This is a genomic window from Rhizobium sp. 9140 (genome assembly GCF_900067135.1).
Taxonomy (GTDB): Bacteria; Pseudomonadota; Alphaproteobacteria; order Rhizobiales; family Rhizobiaceae; genus Ferranicluibacter.
The window spans coordinates 688,608-712,048 of record NZ_FJUR01000001.1 but is presented as its reverse complement, the minus strand read 5'-3'; the positions used below and the strand labels follow the sequence as shown (position 1 = coordinate 712,048).

The following is a 23,441-nucleotide window of genomic DNA, read 5'->3' as shown; positions in this document are numbered from 1 at the left end:
ACCATGACGCCCGCACGACAGAACGTCTTCACCATCCCGGCCGGCGTGCCTTTCCTGAAGACGCTCGTCCACGCGATCTGCGACGGGACGATCGTGCCGGACTACCGCTACGATCCGGCCGATCCGCTGTCGCTTGCCGGCGTGACGATCTTCGTGCCCACGCGACGCGCCGCACGCGTGCTGCGCTCCGAGTTCGTGGATTGCCTCGGTGCGCGCTCCGCCATCCTGCCGGTCATCCGGGCGCTGGGGGAAACGGACGACGACAGCGGCTTCTTCGATGCCGAGATGCCGGCCGTTCTCGATCTTGCGCCGCCGCTGACAGGCCCGGCGCGGCTGATCGAGCTGTCGCGGCTGATTCTCGCCTGGCGCAACACGCTGCCGCGCATCGTCACCGAACTCCATGGCGACAGTCCGCTGATCGCCCCTGCAAGCCCGGCGGACGCCTTGTGGCTGGCGCGAAACCTCGTGCAGATCATCGACGATATCGAGACGGAGGATCTGGACTGGGAGAGGCTGGGCGCGCTCGATGCCAGCAACTATGCCCAATGGTGGACGCTGACGCTGGAGTTCCTGCAGATCGCCAGCCAGTTCTGGCCGGCCCGGCTGGCCGAACTCAGCCGCTCCTCACCCTCCCGCCACCGCAATGCTGTTCTCGAGGCGGAAAGCCACCGGATCGCTGCCGGTGCGATCGACGGCCCTGTGATCATTGCGGGGTCCACGGGCTCCATTCCCGCTACCGCCCGGCTGATCCTCGCGGTACAGAGGTTGCCGCAAGGCGCCATCGTTCTGCCGGGGCTGGACGAGACGATGACCGAGGCGGACTGGAACCTGATCGACCCGCCATCGACAGACGCTGCCCGCCGCGACGATTCCGCCAGCCGCAGCCATCCGCAATACGGCTTCGTGCGTCTCCTCCGCCGCATGGGCATTTCGCGGACGGAGGTCTTGTCGATCGGCACCGTCGATGCGGATCTCGCCGACCGGGCCGAGACATTGTCGCATGCCTTCCTGCCGGTGGAAGCGACCAGTTCCTGGGACGCCGTGCGACGTTCGCTCGATGCACGACGCGTCGAAGCGGCTTTTTGCGATGCGGCGCTGATCGAGGCCGTCAACGAACGCGAGGAGGCGACGGCCATTGCGCTTTCCCTGCGGCTGGCATTGCAAAAGGACGACGAGTGTCAGGCCGCGCTGATCACGCCCGACCGCGATCTTGCCCGCCGGGTTGCCGCCGAATTGCAGCGCTTCGGGATCGAGGCGGATGATTCCGCAGGCACGCCCCTTGCCTCCACGCCGCATGGCACGCTTGTCCGGCTGATGCTCGACGTGGCGCTACGCCCCGGCGATCCCGTCGCCATCACCACGCTGATAAAGCATCCGCTCGCCCACTTCGGTATGCCGCCCGAGCGCTTCCGCCCGGCCGCGACATTGCTGGAGCTGCTGGCTCTGCGCGGCGGCACGGTGCCGGCCGATATTGCCGACCTCAGACCGCTGCTTGACGAGGCGGCGGTCCGCCGGCGCGCCGATCGCCATGCGCCGGAATGGCTGGTGCAGGTAACGGATGCGGAAATCGAGGATGCCCGCGTCGTGGCTGGTGCCATCGCCACCGCTGTCGAGCCGCTCGTCGCCATGCTGGTGCGGCGGCGCAAAGGTGCCGGCGGGTTCAGCACGTCGCTGACGCTCTCCGACTGGGCAGAGCGGACCGGGCGCGCGCTGGAGGGTGTGGCCATGTCGAAGACGGGCGATCTCGGTGCTCTCTGGTCCGGCGAGGCGGGTGCGGCGCTCGCCGATCTGCTGCGTGCCGTGATCGAGGTGGACGGGCAGATCGAGGCGGATGGCGGGCAGTGGTGCGAAGCGGTTGAAGCGCTGGTGGCCGGCTCCGCCGTCAAGCCCCGCGCCATGCGGCATCCGCGCGTCTTCATTTTCGGGGCACTGGAAGCCCGGTTGCAGACCGTCGATATCGTCGTCCTCGGCGGTATGAACGAAGGCACATGGCCAGGACAGACGGCCAATGATCCTTTCCTGTCGCGCAGCATGAAGACCGGCATCGGGCTGGAGCCGCCGGAACGGCGTATCGGCCAGCTGGCGCACGATCTCCAGATGGCCTGCGGCACACGTCGGCTCGTGTTCAGCCGGTCCTTGCGCAAGGGCGCGACGCCCACTGTCGCCTCCCGCTGGCTGCAACGGCTTCTCGCCGTCGGCGGCAAGGAGCTGGGACAGCGCCTGCGCGAGTACGGCCGCGACCGGTTGCGCTATGCCACCCTTCTCGACGCGCGTCCCGACACGCCGCTTGCCAAGAGGCCGGAACCGAAGCCGGATTTCGCGGTGCAGCCGCGGCGCTATTCCTTCAGCGAGGTCGGGCGTCTGCGCCGCGATCCCTATTCCATCTATGCCCGGCGTATTCTGCGCCTCCAGCCGATCGACGGGTTCAATGCGGACCCGGGCGCGGCCGAGCGCGGCACCATCTACCACGCCATCGTCGAGCGCTTTGCCAAGAGCGAGGTCGATCCCGCGGGTCCGGAAGCGCAGGCCGTCATGCGGCAGCTGATCGATGCGGCCTTCGACGAGCAGCGGCTGCCGGTCCATATCGACGTCATCTGGCGGCCCCGGTTCGCGGCCGTCGGCCGGGCCTTCATCGACTGGGAGATGTCCCGCAAGGACGGAATCCGGCAATCCTTCCTGGAGCGCTATGCCAAGTTTCAGGTCGGCGTCGCCGATATCGAGCTCACCGGCATTGCCGACCGGATCGACATCGGCCCCGATGGCGAGGCCGTGATCGTCGATTATAAGACCGGCGCCAGCCCCTCCGTCAAGGAAGCCCGCGCGCTGCTCGATCCGCAGCTGCCGCTCGAAGCCGCGGCTCTGAAGGCGGGCGCCTTCGGCAAGGTCGGCAGGCGCCATCCCGCCTCGCTGCTCTATGTCAGGCTGAAGCCCGGGGACCGGTTCGAAGTGGACGAGGTTAATAATGAGGGGCGCGCGAAGGGCGATGTCGAGCCCAAGACGGCGGAGATGCTCGCCGACGAATCATTGGCCCAGTTCACCGGCCTGCTGCGGGCGCTGCAATCGGGCCAGCGCGGCTTCGCCTCGCGCGTGATCGTCCAGAAGGAAAAATCCTACGGCGGGGAATACGATCATCTGGCGCGCGTCGCCGAATGGTCGACGGCCGATGGCGAAGAGGAGACGGGGGATGCCTGACGATCTCGCACCGACGAGCGGTTCACCGGCCGACTGGTTGAACTGGACGACGCAGCAACAGGCCGTCGCTTCGGATCCGAGACGATCGGCCTGGGTGTCGGCCAATGCCGGATCGGGCAAAACCCATGTTCTGACCCAGCGTGTCATCCGGCTCCTGCTTTCGGGATGCCGCGCCTCGGCCATCCTCTGCCTGACCTATACGAAGGCAGCGGCAGCCGAAATGTCGAACCGCGTGTTCGAGCGTCTGGCGGAATGGGTGACGCTGGACGACGCAACGCTTTCGGCGCGCATCACGGCGCTCGAAGGGCGGGCGCCTGACGCCGCCACGGTCGCCGAAGCGCGACGCCTGTTTGCCCGCGCGCTGGAAACGCCGGGCGGGCTGAAGATCCAGACGATCCACGCGTTCTGCGAAGCGCTGCTGCATCAGTTTCCGCTGGAAGCCAATGTCGCCGGCCATTTCTCGGTGCTGGACGACCGGACGGCGACGATCCTGCTCGCCGATGCGCGCCGCCTTCTCCTGACCGCCGCAGCGACCGAGGGAGATCCGGCGCTGACCGGGGCGTTCGAGACGGTGCTGGCGCTCGCCGATGACACCGGGCTCGAGAGCCTGCTGTCGATGATCGTGGCCAACCGGACGGCGCTTCAGGCCTTTCTGAGCGAGGCCGAGCAGCAGGGCGGCACCGACCGAGTCCTGCGAGAGGCGCTGGGACTGGACGAAAGCGAGACGGCGGACAGCGTCATTGCCCGATTCTGGCCGCTCGACGGCCTGAACGGGGCCGAGCTGACGCGCTATATCGATCTTGCGCGGTCTTCGGGCGGCGTCAAGGTGCGGGATTTCGCCGATGGTCTTGCCACCATCGCCGAATTGCCGACGCCGCTGCAACGTTATCAAGCCCTCCGTGATCTGTTCTTCTCCGCGTCCACGGCAAAGCCGAAGGCGATGTCGGGCTTTTTTTCCGCCCCGTTGCGCAAGGCGGCGCCCGATCTCGAAGACAAGGTGCAGGCCGCTTACGATCGGATCCTCGCGCTGTCCGACCGGCTCAACCTGCTTCATATGTTCGAAGCGACGCAGGCCGCCATGGTGCTCGCCGAGCGGCTGACGCAGGACTATGAGGACATCAAGAAAAGCCGCAGCCAGCTCGATTTCGACGATCTGATCAACCGGACCGCCAGATTGCTGACCCGCTCGGATGTCGGCGCCTGGGTGCACTACAAGCTCGATCAGGGCATCGACCATATTCTCGTGGACGAGGCGCAGGATACGAGCCCGGTGCAATGGTCGATCATCCGGTCGCTTGCGGAAGACTTCTTTACCGGCGACAGTGCTCGCGGCCGGCATCGGACGCTCTTTGCCGTCGGCGACGAGAAGCAGTCGATCTATTCGTTCCAGGGCGCGCGGCCGGAGCGCTTTTCCGAGGAGGAGCGCGAGGCGAAGCGGCGAATCGACGCCAGCGGGCTCGCCTTCAGCCCCGTGCAGCTGCAACTCTCCTTCCGCTCGACCGAGGACGTGCTGTCCGCCGTCGATACCGTGTTTCGCCAACCCGCCCATGCGCGCGGTCTCAGCGCGCGGAACGAGCCCGTGGTGCATGCCTCCAACCGTGTCGGCCATCCCGGTCTAGTCGAAATCTGGGATGCGATCGCGCCTGCACCGAGCCTTGAGGAAGAGGACTGGACGGCAGCCTTCGATGCGACGCCCGAAAATGCGCCGGCCAACATTCTTGCCGAACGCATCGCGGCCACGCTTGCCAGCTGGATCGGCACCGAGACGATCATCGAGAAGACAACGCGCCGCGTCATGCGGCCGGGTGACGTGATCGTGCTGGTGCGCAAGCGCGACGCCTTCGTCAACGCGCTGATGCGCGCGCTGAAGACGCGGCACGACATTCCCGTGGCGGGTGCCGACCGGCTGGTGCTGACGGCGCATATCGCCGTTCAGGATCTGATGGCGCTCGGCCGCTTCCTGCTTTTGCCGCAGGACGACCTGTCGCTCGCCGCCGTGCTGAAGAGCCCGCTTTTCGCGGTGACCGAGGAGATGCTCGCAGACGTCGCAACCTTGCGCCCCCTCGGCCAGAGCCTCTGGACCGCGCTGGAAGGATCGTCCGATCCTGCCCTCAAGCTGGTCGTCATACGGCTGGCGAACTACCGGACGCTGGCGGATACACTCTCGGTGCATGATCTCTATGCCCGCTTGCTGGGTGCCGATGGCGGGCGGGCGGCGTTTCTGTCGCGGCTCGGCAGCGAGGTCAGCGACATCCTCGACGAGTTCCTGACCTTCTGCCTCGATCACGAGGCCAACGGTCTCCCCGGTCTGCAAAGCTTCATCTCCGGTCTTGAACTGGAGGCGCCGACCATCAAGCGCGAGCAGGACAAGGAGCGCAACGAAGTTCGCGTTATGACCGTGCATGCGGCAAAAGGCCTGGAAGCGCCGGTCGTCTTCCTGGTCGATGGCAGCGGCAAGGCGTTCAACAACCAGCATGTTCCCGCACTCCGCATGGTGCCCTCTCCTCATGGTCGAGGCCCCGATGGGGAGACCATGACCATTCCCGTCTGGCGGCCGCCACGGGCAGCCTCCAACAGCCTGATCGACAGCGATACGCAGCGGCTGAAGGCGGGCGCCGAGGAAGAGTATCGCCGGCTGCTCTATGTCGGCATGACGCGGGCGGCGGATCGTCTGATCGTCTGCGGCTATCGTGGCAAGCTCGACAATCCCGAGAGCTGGCACGCGATGGTGCGGGCCGGCCTTGCGGCAGATGCGGAAGGCCGTCTGCTGCCCGTCGATTTTGCCGTTGGCGGCCTGCAATGGAGCGGCGCGCGCTGGCATGCGCTGACGAAGCGGAGGGATTTCGACATCGAACCCGTAGAAGCCACGATCGCGGCCGATGATGGCGGAGCCCTGCCGCTGGCGCTGTTCGAACCCCTACCGCCGCAGCGCCACCTTCCCCGCCCCTTGAGCCCCTCCGGGGCCGGCTTTGCTGTCGAGGCCGACGCGGCGGACACGATCACGGGATCGCGTCTCTTTCCTGAGGACAAGCGCACGGGACCGTCGCTTCTGCGCGGGGCGATCCTGCACCGGCTGCTGCAGGTCCTGCCCGCACGGGCGCCCGAGGCACGCGAAGCGGACGCCGCGCTCTACCTGTCGCGCGCCGTTCCAATATGGAGCGAAGCGCAAAGAGACGGCATCGTGCGCTCCGTTCTTGCGGTCATCGAAGATCCCGTCCTTTCCGAACTGTTCTCCGGCACCAGCCGCGCGGAGGTGTCGATCATGGGCACGCTTCGGCTCGGTGCGCGCGAACATGCCGTGTCCGGCCGGATTGACCGGTTGGCCGTTACAGACGATTGCGTGGTGATTGCCGACTTCAAGACCAACCGCGACGTGCCCGGTGACGCCGGCGCCGTACCGATGGTCTACCGGACACAACTTGCAATCTACCGGGAGATCCTTCGACCGCTCTATCCGGCCCATCGTTTCCGCTGTATCCTCGTCTTTACCGAGGGTCCATCGGCAATCGAAGTGCCAGAGGCGCTGCTCGATGCCGCGCTTGTAGAGCTCGCCACAAAATGAGATACCGGACATTGAAATTAAGGGTCCGGATCATCACATCCTGATCATGCCCTGCGGGTCATCCGCATTTTAGAAGCCCGCACCATCATAACCAGGAGCGCATCATGGCGACCGTGAAAGTCGATACATCCAATTTTCAGGATGAAGTTCTCAATGCACAGGAGCCGGTTATCGTCGATTTCTGGGCCGAATGGTGCGGCCCGTGCAAGATGATCGCGCCGAGCCTTGAGGAAATCTCCAACGAGATGGCCGGCAAGGTGAAGGTCGCAAAGATCAACATCGACGAGAACCCCGAGATTGCGGCCCAGTACGGCGTCCGCTCCATCCCGACGCTCGCGATCTTCAAGGCTGGCGAAGTGGCTGACATCAAGGTTGGTGCCGCGCCGAAAACAGCGCTGACGTCTTGGATCACCAACGCCGCCGCATAAGCGGCCGCCTCATATGATACGACCATTGGAAAACCCGGCCTTCGCAGCCGGGTTTTTTCATGACGTTTCCACCGTGGGGATCTCTCAGGGCGGGCATCTCTCAGCGCGGCGGCGTGCCGTTGTCGGCGAGGACGTTGCCGACGAGATAAAGCGAGCCACCGATGAGGATGCGCGGGGCGACCGGCTGGTTTTCGAATCGGACAGAGAGGATCGCCAGCGCTTCCGTCACAGAGGAGACAGGTTCGACCTCGAACCCCTGTGCCGCAGCATCCTCCGCCAGCGCCACCGGATCGATACCGACATCCGTACCGCGGATCGGCACGGTGAAGACCTGCTCGGCAAGGCCGGAGAAGGCTTGGAAATAGCCGGCGGGATCCTTGGTGTTGATCATGCCGATGATGAGGAACAGAGGGCGCGGATCGCGATCCTCTAGGTTTGCCATCGTCTCGGCGATCACCTTGCCGGCACCCGGATTGTGGCCGCCATCCACCCAGATCTCGGCGCGTTTCGGTGCGCGTTCCGCCAGCCGTCCGCTGGTCAGGCGCTGCAACCGGCCGGGCCACTCCACCGTCGTCAGGCCTTTCTCGATGGCCTCATCCGACGGATTAAAGCCCGCTGCACGGATGGTACGGATCGCCGCGGCGGCATTGGCATATTGATGCCGGCCGGGGAGGCGCGGAAGCGGCAGGTCGATCAGTCCGTCATCGTCCTGATAGATCAGATGGCCGAACTCCTCATGCGCCATGAAGTCCTGTCCGTAGACAGACACAGGGCAGCGCAGCCGCTCAGCGGTGGTGACCAGCACGTCGCGCGCGGCTTCTTCCTCCTGCTGCCCGATGACGACGGGACAGCCGCGCTTCATGATGCCGGCCTTTTCGGCGGCGATCAGTTCGACGCGGTCGCCCAGATAGGCCTGATGATCGAGCGAGATCGGCATGATCGTTGTTACCGCCGGCGTCTTGATCACGTTCGTCGCGTCGAAACGCCCGCCGAGACCAACCTCGATGATCGCGACATCGGCCGGATGCTCGGAAAAAAGGACGAAGGTGACGGCCGTCAAAATCTCGAAGACAGTGATGATCTCGCCGCGATTGGCAGCCGCCACACGGCGCACCGCATCTGCGAGAACCGCATCCGTCGCATAGGCACCGCGTCCACCCTTGACGCCGAGGCGATAGCGCTCATGCCAGGTGACGAGGTGCGGCGAGGTATGGACGTGGACGGAGAGACCGGCCGCCTCGAGGATTGCCCGGGAAAAGGCGGTGACCGATCCTTTGCCGTTGGTGCCGGCCACATGAATGACGGGCGGCAGCCTGTCCTGAGGATTGCCGAGCCTATCGAGGAGGCGCGTCACGCGCTCCAGTGACAGATCGAAGCCCTTGGGATGGAGAGCAAGGAGCTTGTCGATCTCCTGCGTGGCTTCGCTTGCCTCGACGGTCATCGCGTGACTTAAACGCTGGCCGCGACCGGCACCGCTGCCGGGGGAACCACGATTTCCGGCTCGACGGTCCGCTTGACCGCATCGACCGGCTTCTTGAGCATGATCTTCAGCAGGCGTGCGAGCGTCGAGGGAATGTCGTGACGCTTGATGACCATGTCGATCATGCCGTGATCCATCAGATATTCCGACGTCTGGAAGCCCTCGGGGAGCTTTTCGCGGATGGTCTGCTCGATGACGCGCTTGCCGGCAAAGCAGATTTCGGCACCGGGCTCCGCCAGATGCAGATCGCCGAGCATGGCATAGGATGCTGTAACGCCGCCCGTGGTCGGGTTCGTCAGAACGACGATATAGGGAAGTCCCGCTTCCTTCAGCATCTGCACGGCAACCGTGGTGCGTGGCAGCTGCATGAGCGAGAGGATGCCTTCCTGCATGCGGGCGCCGCCCGAGGCCGGAAAGATGACGAGCGGGCACTTCTCCGCGATGGCGCGCTCGAAGGCCTTGATGATCGCCTCGCCGGCGGCAATGCCGAGCGAGCCGCCCATGAAGGCGAACTCGTGCACGACGGCCACAAGCTTCAGCCCCTCGACGGTGCCGACACCGGCAAGGATCGTATCCTCCATCTCGGTCTTCGCCCGGCTGTCACGCAGGCGGTCTGTGTACTTCTTCGAGTCGCGGAACTTCAGCGGGTCCTGCGCCACCTTCGGCTGCTGCAGCGTCTCAAAGACGCCCGCGTCGAACAGGTCCTTCAGACGCGCCTTCGCCGGCATCTTCATGTGGAAGCCGGAGGCGGGAATGACCCATTTGTTTTCTTCGAGATCGCGATGAAACACCATCTCGCCCGTTTCCGGACATTTGATCCAAAGGTTTTCCGGAACCTCGCGGCGGCCGAGCATCGAATTGATCTTCGGGCGAACGTAGTTGGTAATCCAGTTCACATGAAACTCCTGAAATCGTTCAGCCTGTCATTGCCCCGAATGTGGGCGATTATTCGGCTGCGGCAAGACGTGCGGCCCGGACACCGGCCGAAAGGCCGCGAACGAGGGCTTCGACGCCCGGAACGGTCGCGCCCGTTGCCTGACCGTCTTCGGTCAGGCTGGAGGCGACCTGATTGATGATGACCGTGCCCACGACCACGCCGTCTGCGGACGCGCCGATGGCACGGGCATGCTCGGCGGTCTTGACACCGAAGCCGACGCAAACCGGCAGGTTGGTATGCTCCTTGATGCGCGCCACGGCGCCACCGACCAGCGCCGGTTCCGGCAGAGCCGAGCCGGTGATACCGTTCATAGAGACATAATAGACGAAGCCCGAGGTGTTTTCGAGAACCTTGGGCAGGCGCCGTCCGTCCGTCGTGGGCGTCGCAAGGCGGATGAAGCTGATGCCCTTCTTGAGGGCGGGCAGGCAAAGCTCGTCGTCCATTTCCGGCGGCAGATCCACGACGATCAGGCCATCGATGCCGGCGGCGAGCGCGTTCTCGAGAAAACGGTCCACGCCATAGATGTAGATCGGATTGTAGTAGCCCATCATGACGATCGGCGTTTCCGTATCCGTCTTGCGGAACTGGCGGGACAGCTCCAGCGTCTTTTCAAGCGTTTGGCCGCCCGCAAGCGCGCGCTGGCCGGCAAGCTGGATCGCCGGGCCATCGGCCATCGGATCGGAAAAGGGCATGCCGAGCTCGATGATGTCGGCACCGGCAGAGGGAAGCGCCTTCATGATCGACAGGGACGTGTCGAAGTCGGGATCGCCGCCCATGATGTAGGTGACGAGCACCGGCCGATGCTCTGCAGCAGCCTTGGCGAAGGTCCTGTCGAAACGTGCGCTCATGTTCTTACAGTCCCATTCCGAGCAGCTTGCCGACGGTGAAGATGTCCTTGTCGCCGCGTCCGCAGAGGTTCATCACGATGATCTGGTCCTTGTCCATCGTCGGCGCCCGCTTGATGACTTCGGCGAGCGCATGGCTCGGTTCCAGAGCGGGAATGATGCCTTCGACGCGGGTGAGGAGCTGGAAAGCTTCAAGCGCCTCATGATCCATGATCGGCACATATTCGACGCGGCCGGCATCCTTCAGCCAGGAATGTTCAGGCCCGATGCCGGGATAATCGAGGCCGGCGGAGATCGAATGGCCTTCCTTGATCTGACCGTCCTTGTCCTGCAACAGATAGGTGCGGTTGCCATGGAGAACGCCGGGCGAGCCCGCCGTCAGCGAGGCGCAATGCTCCTCGCCGTCGAGACCCTTGCCGCCAGCTTCCACGCCGACGATCTTGACGCTGGCATCGTCGAGAAAGGGATGGAAGAGACCGATGGCGTTGGAACCGCCGCCGACGGCAGCGATCAGCATGTCGGGCAGGCGGCCTTCCATGGCCAGCATCTGCTCACGCGTCTCCCGGCCGATGACGGCCTGGAAGTCGCGGACCATTTCCGGATAGGGATGCGGACCTGCGGCCGTGCCGATCAGGTAATAGGTGTCGTTCACATTCGTGACCCAGTCGCGCAGGGCCTCGTTCATGGCGTCCTTGAGCGTGCCGTGTCCGGCTGTGACGGGGCGCACTTCGGCACCCAGAAGCTTCATCCGGAAGACGTTCGGCGACTGCCGCTCGACGTCCGTCGCGCCCATGTAGACCACGCAGGGCAGGCCGAAGCGGGCCGCAACGGTTGCCGTCGCCACACCATGCTGGCCGGCACCGGTTTCCGCGATGATGCGGGTCTTGCCCATGCGCTTGGCGAGCAGGATCTGGCCCAGGCAGTTGTTGATCTTGTGCGAACCGGTGTGGTTCAGCTCATCGCGCTTGAAATAGACCTTTGCGCCACCCAGTTCCTCCGTCAGTCGCTCGGCGAAATAGAGCGGGCTCGGACGGCCGGTATAATGGGTGTTGAGATGTTCGAGCTCGGCGTTGAAGGCGGGATCTGTCTTTGCCTTCTCCCACTCGGCTTCAAGCTCGAGGATCAGCGGCATCAGCGTTTCCGCAACGAAGCGACCGCCGAAAATACCGAAACGACCGTCCTCGTCGGGGCCGGAACGGAAGGAATTGGGTAGAGGGGTCTGATTCACGTCGTGCTCCTTGACCGGAAAGGCTCTGCGCGAGCCTGTGCAACGGCATCGAAAAACTCTTCCATCCGCCTGAGGTCCTTGACGCCGGGCGCGCGCTCCACTCCAGAGGAGATGTCGATCGCCCGCGTACCCGTCATTTCCAGGGCCTCGCGGATATTTCCGGCGTTCAGACCGCCGGAAAGCATGTAATCCACCTCGGCGTCAAGCGTATCGAGGAGCGTCCAGTCGAAAGAGACGCCATTGCCGCCCGGCAGGGCGGAACCCTTGGGAGCCTTGGCGTCGAACAGGAACCTGTCGGCAATGCCGATATAGGCATCCACAGCGCGCAGATCGTCGGCATCGCGCACCGAAAACGCCTTCATGACGGGCCGGCCGTAGATGGCGCGGATGTCGAGCGCGCGTGCCGCCGTCTCGTGGCCGTGAAGCTGCAGGATGTCGGGATCGAGCGACGAGACGATTTCGTCCAGCGTGTCGTTATCCGCATCCACCGTCACGGCAACGATCTTTGCCTGACCCCTGATCCGGTCGGCAAGCCGTGCGGCATCGTCCGGCTCGATATTGCGCGGGCTCTTCTCGAAAAAGATGAAGCCGACATGGTTCGCGCCCAAGGCAACCGCCTTGTCGACGGCTTCGGCGGTCTTCAACCCGCAGATCTTGACATCGATGGTCATAAGGCACCGCATTTGCATGAATCGGCGTGCGAGTCGAGCCAAAACAAGGGCTCGCACACGCGTCGATGGACGCAATCAGGTGAAGTCGATGGCATGCAGCAGCGTCCCGTTGCGCTTCAGCCAGTGTCGGGCGTCGGATGTGCGGGGGCAGAGCCGCTCGCAGAGCGCCCAGAAGTTCGGGCCGTGGTTCATTTCCTTGAGGTGGGCCACCTCATGGGCTGCGAGATAATCAATGACGTAGGGCGGCGCCATGACGATCCGCCAGGAGAAATTCAGCGCGCCATCCACCGCGCAGGAGCCCCAGCGGCTTCGCGTATCCCGCAGCGTCAGAGACTTGATCCGTCGCCCCACGTTCAATGCATGGGCCGGCGCCAGCCGCTCCAGATCCTTGCGGGCCTCCTTCTTCAGGAAGTCGGCAATGCGGCGGCCGAGATGTTCCGCCGCGCCGCTGACCCGCAGCACCGCTTCGTCATCCACCACGACACTTTCCGTCACGCCGCGCAGCCGACCCGTGCGCTCGATGCGGTGTGCCACGCCGCGCACGAAGATCATGCCACCTTCCTCCAGCACGCTTTCGCCCGAGAAACGCGCCAGACGGCTGGAAAGCCATGCCTCATGGCGGTCGAGAAACTGCGTGATCTCGCGTTCGGGCAGGCCGGTCGGAATGGTCATCTTGAGCGCACGGCCGCCCGGCTCGATCCGCAGCGTCATCCGCGTTGCGCGCGGGTTCTGCCGGATCGTCAGGGGCAGCGCCCGCCCGTCGACAGTCAGTGTCTTCACGACGGTCTTGCTCGCCGGCCGGACAGGTGCGACCGGCTTCTTGCGGCGAACAGGCTTGAGCAACAGAGGAAACATGGGATCCTGATAGATGATTCGCGAGCCTTACGCCGCAGGTCGGGTATGAAAAAGGCCGGCCTTCCCCGCAAAGGAAAGGCCGGCCTGTTCTTCATCAAAGCGCGCCTGAGGTCACATGGCGCGTCAAGGATCAGTTACCGGTATAGCCGGTGACCGGGCCATTCGACGGGTTATTGCGCTCGCGCATGAAGCGGTCGAAATCATCCTGATCCTTGGCACGGCGCAGTTCGCGGACGTAGGCGTCGAAGTCTTCGCGCATGTCGTCCAGACGACGACGCTCCTCATCGAGACGCGCCAGTTCGGCTTCTCGCCAGTCGTCGAAAGCGACGTTGCCCGTATCGCCGGCGCGAAACGTGCCGCGCGAAAAACCCGTCTTGCCAAAGCCGCCGAAGCCACCCTTGAAGGTGGAAAGGATGGTATCGACGGAGGCATTCGCGTCGCGTTTGAAGGATTTCAAGCGTTCACCGAACAGGATGTAAGCGAGCATGGCCATGCCGAGCGGCCAGAAAACGACGAAGCCGAGAACCATCAACGCAATGGTCGCGGGCGTCCAGTCAGGACGGATCAAGGCATTTTGATTCATGGGGATTGGTCCTCATCTATAGAGGGGTTCGATCGCCGAACCCGCTCTCTTCGATGTGGGAACAGGTCCATTCCATCACAAGACGATGCAACCAAAAATCGGGCAAGGGCTTGCCCGATTTCACCCTTTTTCGATGTTTCCGTTCGCTTTTCCGCTCTTAAGCGGTTTTTCCACCCTTGATGACCTTGACGGCGGCGGCCTTGTGGCCGTGCTCGCGCTGGAAAGCGGTGATGCGCGGTGCGATTTCCCGACGGAAGCGCGAACCATTGAAAACGCCGTAATGTCCGACATCCGGCTGCACGTAATGCATCCGCATATGGTCCGGAATATTGGAACAGATGGTCTGTGCCGCCTCCGTCTGACCGGCGCCGGAGATGTCGTCGTTTTCGCCCTCAACCGTCAGCAAGGCCACCTTGCGGATCGCGTGCGTATCTACCCGCTCGCCACGATGCATCATCTCGCCCTTCGGCAAGGCGTGCTGCATGAAGACCACATCGACTGTCTGGAGATAGAATTCGGCAGTCAGGTCCATCACGGCGAGATATTCGTCGTAGAACTCCCGATGCTTCTCGGCTGCATCGCCGTCATGCTTGACGAGATGGTCAAAGAATTCCTTCTGGGCGTTGATATGCCTGTCGAGGTTCATCGACATGAAGCCGGAAAGCTGGAGGAAGCCGGGATAGACCGGCCGCATGAAGCCGGGCTGGGGGAACGGAACGGGCATTACGACATTGTCGCGGAACCATTCGATCGGCTTGTCCTTGGCGAGCTTGTTGACGGCGGTCGGGTTGATCCGCGTGTCGATCGGCCCGCCCATCAGCGTCATTGAGGCCGGCGAGAGTGCATCGCCCCGGGCTTCCATGATGGCGGCTGCGGCAAGAACGGGAACGGCCGGCTGGCAAACCGCGATGACATGCGTGTCGGGACCGAGGAAATGCAGGATCTCGATGAGGTATTCGATATAGTCGTCGAGATCGAACGTCCCCTCCGTCAGGGGTACCATGCGCGCGTCGATCCAGTCCGTGATGTAGATGTCGGAGGTCGGCAGCAGCGCTTCCACGGTGCCGCGCAGAAGCGTCGCGTAGTGGCCGGACATCGGGGCGACGATCAGGACGCGTGGATCGGACCTGGCCGGCTTTTCGAGAACGCGCTCGAAGTGGATGAGATTGCAGAAGGGCTGACGCCAGACGATCTTCTCGTCGATCGAGATCGGCTGGCCGTCGATGATCGTCTCATGCAGACCGAATTCCGGCTTGCCGTAGCGGCGGGTCGAGCGTTCGAAGACTTCGAGACCGGCTGCTGCGGTGCGGCCGAGATAGGTTTGCGACAGCGGGTTGAGTGGATTGCTATAGGCCAGCCGCATGGCGTCGGCTGCGGCACGCCAGGGAGCCATGATCGCGTGGTTCAGCTCATAGAACTGGTAAAACATTGGATACAAACTCCTTTTTACCATGAGCGGAGACAGTTCTGGCGTAAAGTCTCCGTTTCATATTCCTCTAATATGATAGGCTACGCTTTATTGTGCAGTGCGGCAAGTGCGTTAGAGTATCACGGTTGGCCGGTGCGAAACTGTCGCAAGACCTTCCTCTACAATTATCTTGAAATCCTCCCCTACTCCTCGAAGAAGTGTGCGCCCGAAGGCGTTGACAAGTCGATAAGCTCTTTAATACCCGGACGATCCTGTTGGAGCAGAAGTTTCATCCTCCTGATATTGCAGGCGAAGCCGGGTGGTTGCTTCCACGAGCGTCGTTACATCCGTGCCGATCGCCATGAAGTCCGCGCCGAGTTTACGATAGAGCCGTGCCTGATCGAGGCTAAGCGTCATGATTCCCGACGCCTTGCCGGCTCGGACGATCCGCGTGAAGGCATCGCCAATGGCTTCCGTGACATCGGGATGACCGGGTTGCCCGAGAAGGCCCATGTCGGCCGCGAGATCGGATGGGCCGATGAACAAGCCATCCACGCCGTCGATCGCGGCGATCCGGTCGAGAGCGGCCAGACCCGCCCGGCTCTCGATCTGGACGATCAGGCAGATCTCGCGATCCGCCGTTTCCAGATAATCGCCGATGCGACTGAAGTTGGAGGCCCGGCCGAGCGCCGCGCCAACGCCTCGGTCACCGCGCGGCGGATAGCGCACCGCCCGCACCAGCCGCTCGGCTTCCTCGACGGTTTCCACCATCGGGATCATGACGGTCTGGGCGCCGGCGTCGAGGATCTGCTTGATCATCCAGGTCTCGCCCACCGGCAAGCGGACGACAGCATGGCTCTGCGAGCCTTTCAGCGCCTGGACCTGCGCTGCGAGCGAGGGAATGTCGTTCGGGGCATGTTCGCCATCGATGAGCAGCCAGTCATAGCCGCTTTCGGACAGGACCTCGGCGGCGTACGGGCTGGCCAGTGCCACCCAGAGGCCGAGCTGGAAGCGTCGCTCCTTGAGTGCCGCCTTGAATGGATTGACCGGTGCCGGCACGTCGCTCTCCTTCTCGCGCTCACCCTCTCCCAGATAGGGCATCAGGCAATCGTCTCCATGGTGAAGACACTCTATTCGCTGAAAGCATCTTGTCGGGGATGGCACGGACTTACTAGATGGTGCAGTGCGCTCTCCATCGCGCCCATGCTATTCCCATCGACAACCGCTGGTACAGCGGCCGATCCATTCGAAGGACCAGAACCATGACCACGTCGAGCAATTTCCGACAGGCCGACCATCCGATCGAAGCCAGCTTTCTGGACCGCTGGTCGCCCCGCGCCTTCAAGGACGAGACGATGGGCGAAGCGGAGCTTCTGACGATTCTCGAAGCCGGCCGCTGGGCGCCATCCGCCTTCAACTCGCAGCCTTGGCGCTTCTCCTATGCACTGCGCGGCACGCCGGAATGGGATACGCTTCTCCCGATCCTCAACGATTTCAACCAGAGCTGGGCGAAGTCCGCCTCCGCGCTGGTGATCATCATTTCGAAGACGCATTTCACGGCACCGGGTTCCACGGAATCCAAGCCCTCCTACAGCCATAGCTTCGATGCAGGATCGGCCTGGGGCGCCATCGCCCATCAGGCGATGCTGCTCGGCTACCAGGCGCATGGCATGACCGGCATCCACTTCGACAAGGCTGCCGAGATCCTCGGGATTCCCGAAGGCTACCGCGTCGAAGCCGGCGTCGCGATCGGCCGCGTCGGCGACAAGTCGGTCCTGCCGGAAGGCCTGCAGTCGCGGGAAACCCCGAGCCCCCGCCGTCCGCTCTCCGAACTTGCTTTCAACGGCAGCTTCAAGGCTGACTGATCGGCTCAGGTCTCAAGCCTGAGGTCAATGTGACAAAGCCCTCGCAGCCGGATGGTTGCGAGGGCTTTTCGATGTGTGTTTCCAAGGACTGTAACGCGTCAGATATCGAGGTTCGCCACGTTCAGCGCATTTTCCTGAATGAAGTCGCGACGCGGCTCGACTTCGTCGCCCATGAGGCGGGAGAACAGGCTGTCGGCGTCCGTCGCATCGTTGACGCGGACCTGGAGCAGCGAGCGGACGTTCGGGTCGAGCGTCGTTTCCCAGAGCTGCTCGGCATTCATCTCGCCCAGACCCTTGTAGCGCTGCATGGAGAGACCCCTGCGGCCGCTGGCGAATATGGCGTCGAGCAGAGCGCGCGGGCCGCTGATCTCCTGCGTGCCTTCCTTGCGTCGCAGCACGGGCGGAATGGCGTAGATGTCGTGCAGCTTGGCGTTCAGCTGGTCGATCAGGCGGGCATCCTGCGAGGCGATCAGCGCCATGTCGAGGAAGGCAAGTTCCTTGACGCCGCGGACCATGCGCTCGAGCCGCAAGCCGCCGTCGCCGGCAATCTCCGCGCTCCAGCCCCGTTCGGTTTCCTCGGCGATGAGGTCCAACCGCTCGGCAAGTTCGCGGGCGATGACCGCGGATTTCTCGTCGTCGCGCAGGCGTTCAGGATTGAGCGCACCGGCAATCGCCGCCTGCTCGACGACGGAACGGCTGTAGCGGGAATGCAAGCCTTCGACGAGCGCGCGCAGGCGCAGCGCATCGGTGATGACTTCGCGCAGATCCTGGCCGGCGCGCACTTCGCCGGAACCGAGCTCAAGGCGTGCCTCTTCGAGGCCCATCGAGATCAGATATTCCTCAAAGGCCTTCTCGTCCTTTAGATACTGGGCCGACTTGCCGCGGGTGACTTTGTAGAGCGGCGGCTGGGCGATGTAGAGGTGGCCGCGCTCGATCAGTTCCGGCATCTGGCGGAAGAAGAACGTGAGCAGCAGCGTCCTGATGTGAGCGCCGTCCACATCGGCGTCCGTCATGATGATGATCTTGTGATAGCGCAGCTTGTCTGCATTGAATTCGTCTTTGCCGATCGACGTGCCGAGCGCCGTGATCAGCGTGCCGATTTCCTGGCTGGAGAGCATCTTGTCGAAGCGCGCGCGTTCGACGTTGAGGATCTTGCCGCGCAGCGGCAGAATGGCCTGGTTCTCGCGCGAGCGTCCCTGCTTGGCAGAGCCGCCGGCGGAGTCACCTTCGACGAGGAAGAGTTCGGACTTGGACGGGTCGCGCTCCGAGCAGTCGGCCAGCTTGCCGGGCAACGACGAGATGTCGAGCGCGCCCTTGCGGCGGGTCAACTCGCGCGCCTTGCGGGCGGCCTCGCGGGCAGCAGCAGCTTCCACCACCTTGCCGACGAGGATCTTCGCGTCGGCCGGATGTTCTTCGAACCAGGTGCTCAGCGCCTCGTTGACGAGGCTTTCGACCACCGGGCGCACTTCGGACGACACAAGCTTGTCCTTGGTCTGCGAGGAGAACTTCGGATCGGGAACCTTGACGGAGAGAACGGCGGTCAGGCCTTCGCGGCAGTCTTCGCCCTGCAGCGTCACTTTTTCTCTCTTGGTGATGCCCGAGTGATCGGCATAGGACGTCACCTGGCGCGTCAGCGCGCCACGGAAGCCGGCCATATGCGTGCCGCCATCGCGCTGGGGAATATTGTTGGTAAAGCAGAGCATGTTCTCGTGATAGCTGTCGTTCCACCACATCGCGACCTCGACGGTGATGCCGTCCTTCTCGCCGCGGATTGAGACGGGTCGCGTGACCAGCGGCTTCTTGGCGCGGTCGAGGTAGACGACGAATGCCTCGAGGCCGCCGTCATACATCATCTCTTCCTGCTTGATGTCAGAGTGCCGCTTGTCCGTGAGAACGATTCGAACGCCGGAATTGAGGAAGGCGAGCTCGCGCAGGCGATGCTCCAGCGTTCCATAGTCGAACTCGACCTGCGTGAAGGTATCCGTGCTCGGCAAGAAGGTGACTTCCGTTCCCGTCGTGCCGCCGCTGTCGCCGGTCACCTGCAGCGGGCCATCGGCCACGCCATGGGTGAAGCTCATCTCGTGAGCCTTGCCGGCGCGGCGGATCTTCAGCTTGAGCGAAACGGAGAGCGCATTGACCACGGACACGCCGACGCCATGGAGACCGCCGGAGACCTTATAGGAATTCTGGTCGAACTTGCCGCCCGCATGCAGCTGGGTCATGATGACCTCGGCAGCGGACACGCCTTCTTCCTTGTGGATATCGGTCGGGATGCCGCGTCCGTTGTCGGTCACGGTCACGGAGCCATCCGCATTCAGCGTTACCGTCACGAGGTCGGCATATCCGCCCAGCGCTTCGTCGATCGCGTTGTCAACGACTTCATAGACCATATGGTGCAGGCCGGATCCGTCGTCGGTATCGCCGATATACATGCCCGGGCGCTTGCGCACGGCATCGAGACCCTTGAGAACCTTGATCGAATCGGCACCATATTCGGCATTCGCGCCGGTTGCAGCATCAGGCAGTTCGGTCATAGAGGTCGAGTCTTTCCATTGTTACGGCGTCGTTTCGGACGCTTGCCATACGAGAATCCGGGCCATGCGGGAATCCGGGAGGGCGAATCAGCTTGTTGGCAATCGTCTGAATATAAGCATTTCCGGGTCCGGTTCCAAACCTGACAGATGGTTGCGGGCCAGAAACGGACCTTGAAATCGATCCGGCGAAAGCGGGATCGGGATGGGTTCTTCCGTTTGTCTCGCAGCTCCCGAGGCAAGATCGCCAGGCTCTTTTGCCGGAGAGGGTTTCAGGAATTATCTTTAGCACCCTTCTGCGCATTGTCCAAAAGTTGCGTGATATCCACAACCGTCTGATCCGGAAGATGCCGGATCCGCGCGGCCAGGAGGTTTGCAAGGATCGTGTGCTTCGGGGGAAGGCCTGATGTGTCGACGGTGACGCGCGGGTTCGACTGTGCCGCAAGCGCGAACAAAGCGTCCGCCTCATCCCAGATAATGTGGAAGTACCCGGCAACCCGCTGGAGGAAATCGAAACTCGGCGTGCCGCGCTTTCCATGCTCCAGCGCCGAGAGATAGGCGGCGGACACGTTGAGCGCCTGCGCCATCTGCTTCTGCGTCACCCCGCGCTCGGCGCGCAGGCGGATCATCTCCTCACCGAAGGGTGTCATACGCTGTAGCCGGAGCCATGCCGCGAGACGCCGTGCCGCGACAGGCGAACATAGAGGGCGCCCTCGCCCCCATGATTGCGGGCAGCGGGCTCGTAGGAGGAGATCAGAGGCCGGAAGTCGGGCAGCGAGAACCAGAGCGGCACTGCCCGTTTCAAAGCACCTTCGCTGCCCATCGACGTGCCCTTACCGGTGATGACGAGAACATGCCGCAAGCCATGATCATGCGCTCGCAATATGAACCGCAGCAGGAGCCCATGCGCTTCCGACTGCGCCATGCCGTGAAGGTCGATGCGGGCATCGATCGGCAGATGGCCCTTGGCGAGCTTGCGCTTGACGGGCTTTTCCAACGGCTGGTGACGTCTCGCGGTTTCGACCTTGGCGGCTGGTGCCGGCTCGCGCGTCACCTTCGCTGCGGGAACGGGCACCGGCTCTGTGGGCTTCGGCGGCGTGTCTTCGCCCTCGAAGAGCGCAAGCAACTCCATGCGTCCGGGCAGCGCGCGCGTCGAGCGGGCGACCTTGCCCCAGAGAATGCGGTCCTCGCTCGATAGCGTCTTCTTCCTCGTCATGTCTCGTATCTTGCTGCCGCCGCCTTCGGAATCAAAATGAAAAAGTCCGCCTCGTTGCGCACTGCGCCCGCTCGCTCGCCCGCTTCATCCCCTGAACCTGTAAAGATGTCGCCACGAGCCGGGCCGACGATGGCGGTGCCGGTATCGAGCGCCAGCATCAGCCGCCGAAACGGCCGGCCGACGTCGATGCGGGTCAGGCTGTCGCTTGCGATGAAGAACGGCACGCCGAATGTATGGATCAGGCGGTCGACCGCCAAGGAGCGTCCCGGCTGCAAGGGCACCTTGGCGGCGGCAACGGGTCCGAGTTCGGGGTCCTCGACCGTGGCCTCGCGAAAGAAGATGAAGGAGCGGTTATGCCACATCACCGCGTCGGCTTCCTCGGGATGCATATCGAGCCAGCCCTTGATCGACTGCATGGATACGGTCGCCGCATCGATGTCGCCGCGGTCGATCAGCAGCCGGCCGATGGCCGAAAAGGGGTGGCCGCTCTTTGCGGCATAGGTGATTCGCTCCGAAGAACCGTCAGGAAAGACGAGCCGTGCGGCGCCCTGAACATGGGCGAAGAAGACATCGGTCTTTGAGCGGGCATAAGCAATCTCGAGCCCGCGCCCGGCGAGACAGCCGGTTTCGATCGCTTGACGGTCGGGATATTCCTCGACGCGACCCTCAACGCTGCGGGCGAAGGCGAAGCTCTCGTCCAGAGAGGCCGGGCGGTTTGTCGCATCGAGATCGATGAGATCGGCCGGGCGGCGATAGAAGGGATAGGTATATTCGCCGGCGCGCTCGCGGCTGACAGCAACCGTGGGCTCGAAGAAGGCAGTGACGAAACCCGGCTTTCCATCCCGACGCTCGATGGCGAAGGGCTGAAAGTTCTCCTCGAAGAAGGCGCGGGCCGTAGCGGCATCCGGTGCTTTGAGATCATCGGCTGCGCGGTAGGCTGGCAGAAGATCGTGCGAGGATATGCCGAGCGATCCGGTTCGGTGAGGCTTGACCGTTTCGACATGGTGCCGGCACCGGCGCAGGGCCGGCAGAAGATCGGCCGGATCGTCTTCCGCCCAGCCGGGCAGATCCGAAAAGGCGACCTTGCGGAGCGCGAAATCCATCGGCGATCCTATCTCTCTGCTGGACTGACGGGCACGCTCGTTCTTGTCTGCGTCCCGGCGAAACCGCGTGGACGCAAAGGACCTAGTTTTCGGATTCGGTCGCGATCAGCTTCCAGTTCGGATCGCGCGAACGGGTGTCGCGCGCGAACGTCCAGAGATCGTTGACCTCGGAAACGGCTTCCGCATCGCCATCGACGATCGTACCGGCCTTGTCGAAGGTCGCCGAGATCAGCTGGCTGAAGATCCGCAGGGTGACGATCGCTTCGCCGTCCTTCAGGTCGGCCGAGACGATGTCGGACTTTTCGATGCCGACGAAGGTGGACTTGACGATTTCGCCCTTGGCCTCGCGATCGGCGATCGCTGCTTCGAAGCCGTCATAGACGTCCTTGGAGAGAAGCGACTTCAACGTCTTCCGGTCGCCATCCGCAAAGGCGGTGACGATCATTTCATAAGCCATCCGCGCACCGTGCACGAACTCCTTCGGGTCGAAGGCATTGTCGGCGTCGGTGATCTTACGCAACGAAGCGTTCAGCGGGGTCTCCGGCTTGGCGAAAGCATCGATCGCCGCATAGCGCGCTGCCTCGTCCACGACCGTATCGCGGCGGGGAAGCTGAACCACCTTGCCGGTGGGGTCGGCGCTCTCGACAGGTTCACGGGCGGAGAAGGGATCGGTCGGTGGGCGTTCATTGCCTGTCCGACGGCCCAGCACGCTGCGAAGCTGGATGAAAATGATCACCGCGGCGACAAGAAAGAACAATGTTACGAAGTCGAAAGATCCCATTTCCACCAATGCCGCTTTTATGATGTATCTTAGAGACCCATATAGACGCGATGGACCCATCATTCAAATGGCCAGGAGCAGATTGGCAAAGCGTTGAAAGCAGATCGGCAGGTATCTTGAAGCAGAGAACCGCCGACGCATGATCCGATGCCGCCTCTTCGCTCTGTTGCCTCATGGCATCGCGCCGACGACAACCCTTCCAACCAACACGTGGACCGAATGCGCCTTTCCCTGATCCCGCTCTTCTTCCTGCTCCTGCCGATGGCGGAGATCGCCACCTTTATCGTCGTCGGGCGCGAGATCGGCGTGGGTGCCACGCTCGGTCTGATTCTCCTGTCCGCCATCGTCGGCGCGCTTCTCCTCAGGACGCAAGGCCTTGGTGTCCTGCGAAAACTCCAGTCCGCATCGCGTACCGGCGAGAACCCCGGCCGGCAGATCGTTCATGGCGCGATGATCGTCGTCGCCGCCCTTCTGCTGATCCTGCCCGGGTTTCTGACGGACGTCTTCGGCATCCTTCTGTTCGTCCCCGCGGTGCGGGAAGCGGTCTGGCAGTTTCTGCGAAAGCGGATCACCGTGGTGACGCGGACGAGCAGTGCGCGGCCCGATCCGGCCAGCACTCGGCCACGCGCCATCCCCGGCGTGATCGATCTCGATGACGCAGAATTTACCAGGGACCCCGACCGCACCGACCCGAACGACCGGCTGCGGTGACGGAAACGCCCTCGCCGGTGTCCCGCCCGGCCGCTCGGGTTGTAA

18 protein-coding genes and 1 pseudogene are annotated in these 23,441 nt (G+C 63.4%); 5 read left to right on the top strand and 14 right to left on the bottom strand.

Translation table 11 applies throughout. The features are described from left to right. Nucleotides 1-3 precede the first annotated feature (3 nt). The 3 genes and pseudogenes from addB to trxA form a co-directional block, all read left to right on the top strand. On the top strand, nt 4-3,192 hold the full coding sequence (gene addB, locus GA0004734_RS03180; protein WP_092931145.1) for a double-strand break repair protein AddB: 3,189 nt from the start codon (nt 4-6) through the stop codon (nt 3,190-3,192). Beyond that, nucleotides 3,185-6,754, top strand: coding sequence for a double-strand break repair helicase AddA (gene addA, locus GA0004734_RS03175; RefSeq protein WP_092931143.1), 3,570 nt, complete (start codon nt 3,185-3,187; stop codon nt 6,752-6,754). Before addB ends, addA begins: the two co-directional genes overlap by 8 nt. A 95-nt stretch (nt 6,755-6,849) precedes the next feature. Beyond that, a pseudogene (gene trxA, locus GA0004734_RS03170) lies at nt 6,850-7,182 on the top strand (thioredoxin); the annotation flags it as partial. Nucleotides 7,183-7,282: 100 nt separating this feature from the next. Here the strand turns inward: trxA and GA0004734_RS03165 are convergent. The 9 genes from GA0004734_RS03165 to GA0004734_RS03125 form a co-directional block, all read right to left on the bottom strand. Beyond that, nucleotides 7,283-8,623, bottom strand: a complete 1,341-nt coding sequence (locus GA0004734_RS03165) for a bifunctional folylpolyglutamate synthase/dihydrofolate synthase (protein WP_092931139.1) — start codon at nt 8,621-8,623, stop codon at nt 7,283-7,285. A gap of 8 nt (nt 8,624-8,631) precedes the next feature. Next, on the bottom strand, nt 8,632-9,558 hold the full coding sequence (gene accD / locus GA0004734_RS03160) for an acetyl-CoA carboxylase, carboxyltransferase subunit beta (protein ID WP_092931137.1): 927 nt from the start codon (nt 9,556-9,558) through the stop codon (nt 8,632-8,634). A gap of 49 nt (nt 9,559-9,607) precedes the next feature. Beyond that, on the bottom strand, nt 9,608-10,447 hold the full coding sequence (trpA, locus tag GA0004734_RS03155) for a tryptophan synthase subunit alpha (RefSeq protein ID WP_092931135.1): 840 nt from the start codon (nt 10,445-10,447) through the stop codon (nt 9,608-9,610). A gap of 4 nt (nt 10,448-10,451) precedes the next feature. Beyond that, a complete protein-coding gene (gene trpB / locus GA0004734_RS03150) occupies nt 10,452-11,672 on the bottom strand; it encodes a tryptophan synthase subunit beta (RefSeq protein ID WP_092931133.1) in 1,221 nt (406 codons plus the stop codon). After that, on the bottom strand, nt 11,669-12,343 hold the full coding sequence (locus GA0004734_RS03145; RefSeq protein ID WP_092931131.1) for a phosphoribosylanthranilate isomerase: 675 nt from the start codon (nt 12,341-12,343) through the stop codon (nt 11,669-11,671). Before GA0004734_RS03145 ends, trpB begins: the two co-directional genes overlap by 4 nt. A 75-nt stretch (nt 12,344-12,418) precedes the next feature. After that, nucleotides 12,419-13,198, bottom strand: a complete 780-nt coding sequence (locus GA0004734_RS03140) for a M48 family metallopeptidase (protein ID WP_092931129.1) — start codon at nt 13,196-13,198, stop codon at nt 12,419-12,421. 130 nt (nt 13,199-13,328) lie between these two features. Beyond that, nucleotides 13,329-13,781, bottom strand: coding sequence for a DUF2852 domain-containing protein (locus GA0004734_RS03135; protein ID WP_092931127.1), 453 nt, complete (start codon nt 13,779-13,781; stop codon nt 13,329-13,331). Between the two features lie 157 nt (nt 13,782-13,938). Continuing rightward, nucleotides 13,939-15,210: a polyhydroxyalkanoate depolymerase gene (gene phaZ, locus GA0004734_RS03130; RefSeq protein WP_092931125.1), complete on the bottom strand. Its 1,272-nt coding sequence runs from the start codon at nt 15,208-15,210 to the stop codon at nt 13,939-13,941. Nucleotides 15,211-15,444: 234 nt separating this feature from the next. Next, a complete protein-coding gene (locus tag GA0004734_RS03125; protein WP_092935833.1) occupies nt 15,445-16,248 on the bottom strand; it encodes an HpcH/HpaI aldolase family protein in 804 nt (267 codons plus the stop codon). Between the two features lie 203 nt (nt 16,249-16,451). Here GA0004734_RS03125 and GA0004734_RS03120 point away from each other — a divergent pair, with 203 nt between their 5' ends. Continuing rightward, nucleotides 16,452-17,054, top strand: a complete 603-nt coding sequence (locus GA0004734_RS03120; protein WP_092931123.1) for a nitroreductase family protein — start codon at nt 16,452-16,454, stop codon at nt 17,052-17,054. A 98-nt stretch (nt 17,055-17,152) separates the two neighbouring features. Here the strand turns inward: GA0004734_RS03120 and gyrB are convergent, their stop codons facing one another. From gyrB to GA0004734_RS03095, 5 genes are all read right to left on the bottom strand, one after another. Continuing rightward, the gene (gene gyrB, locus GA0004734_RS03115; protein ID WP_092931121.1) at nt 17,153-19,588 is read right to left on the bottom strand and encodes a DNA topoisomerase (ATP-hydrolyzing) subunit B; all 2,436 of its coding nucleotides are present in this window, start codon (nt 19,586-19,588) and stop codon (nt 17,153-17,155) included. A gap of 269 nt (nt 19,589-19,857) precedes the next feature. Next, a complete protein-coding gene (locus tag GA0004734_RS03110) occupies nt 19,858-20,235 on the bottom strand; it encodes a helix-turn-helix domain-containing protein (protein WP_092931119.1) in 378 nt (125 codons plus the stop codon). Then, nucleotides 20,232-20,801: a Smr/MutS family protein gene (locus GA0004734_RS03105; protein ID WP_092931117.1), complete on the bottom strand. Its 570-nt coding sequence runs from the start codon at nt 20,799-20,801 to the stop codon at nt 20,232-20,234. Before GA0004734_RS03105 ends, GA0004734_RS03110 begins: the two co-directional genes overlap by 4 nt. Continuing rightward, nucleotides 20,798-21,904 (bottom strand): murein transglycosylase A, encoded by a 1,107-nt coding sequence (locus GA0004734_RS03100; RefSeq protein ID WP_092931115.1) that lies wholly within the window; start codon nt 21,902-21,904, stop codon nt 20,798-20,800. Before GA0004734_RS03100 ends, GA0004734_RS03105 begins: the two co-directional genes overlap by 4 nt. A gap of 82 nt (nt 21,905-21,986) precedes the next feature. Beyond that, nucleotides 21,987-22,685 (bottom strand): Tim44/TimA family putative adaptor protein, encoded by a 699-nt coding sequence (locus tag GA0004734_RS03095; protein WP_092931113.1) that lies wholly within the window; start codon nt 22,683-22,685, stop codon nt 21,987-21,989. 219 nt (nt 22,686-22,904) lie between these two features. On the opposite strand from GA0004734_RS03095, the gene GA0004734_RS03090 reads away from it, so the two are divergent. After that, nucleotides 22,905-23,396, top strand: a complete 492-nt coding sequence (locus GA0004734_RS03090) for an FxsA family protein (RefSeq protein ID WP_092931111.1) — start codon at nt 22,905-22,907, stop codon at nt 23,394-23,396. The last annotated feature ends 45 nt before the right edge of the window (nt 23,397-23,441 follow it).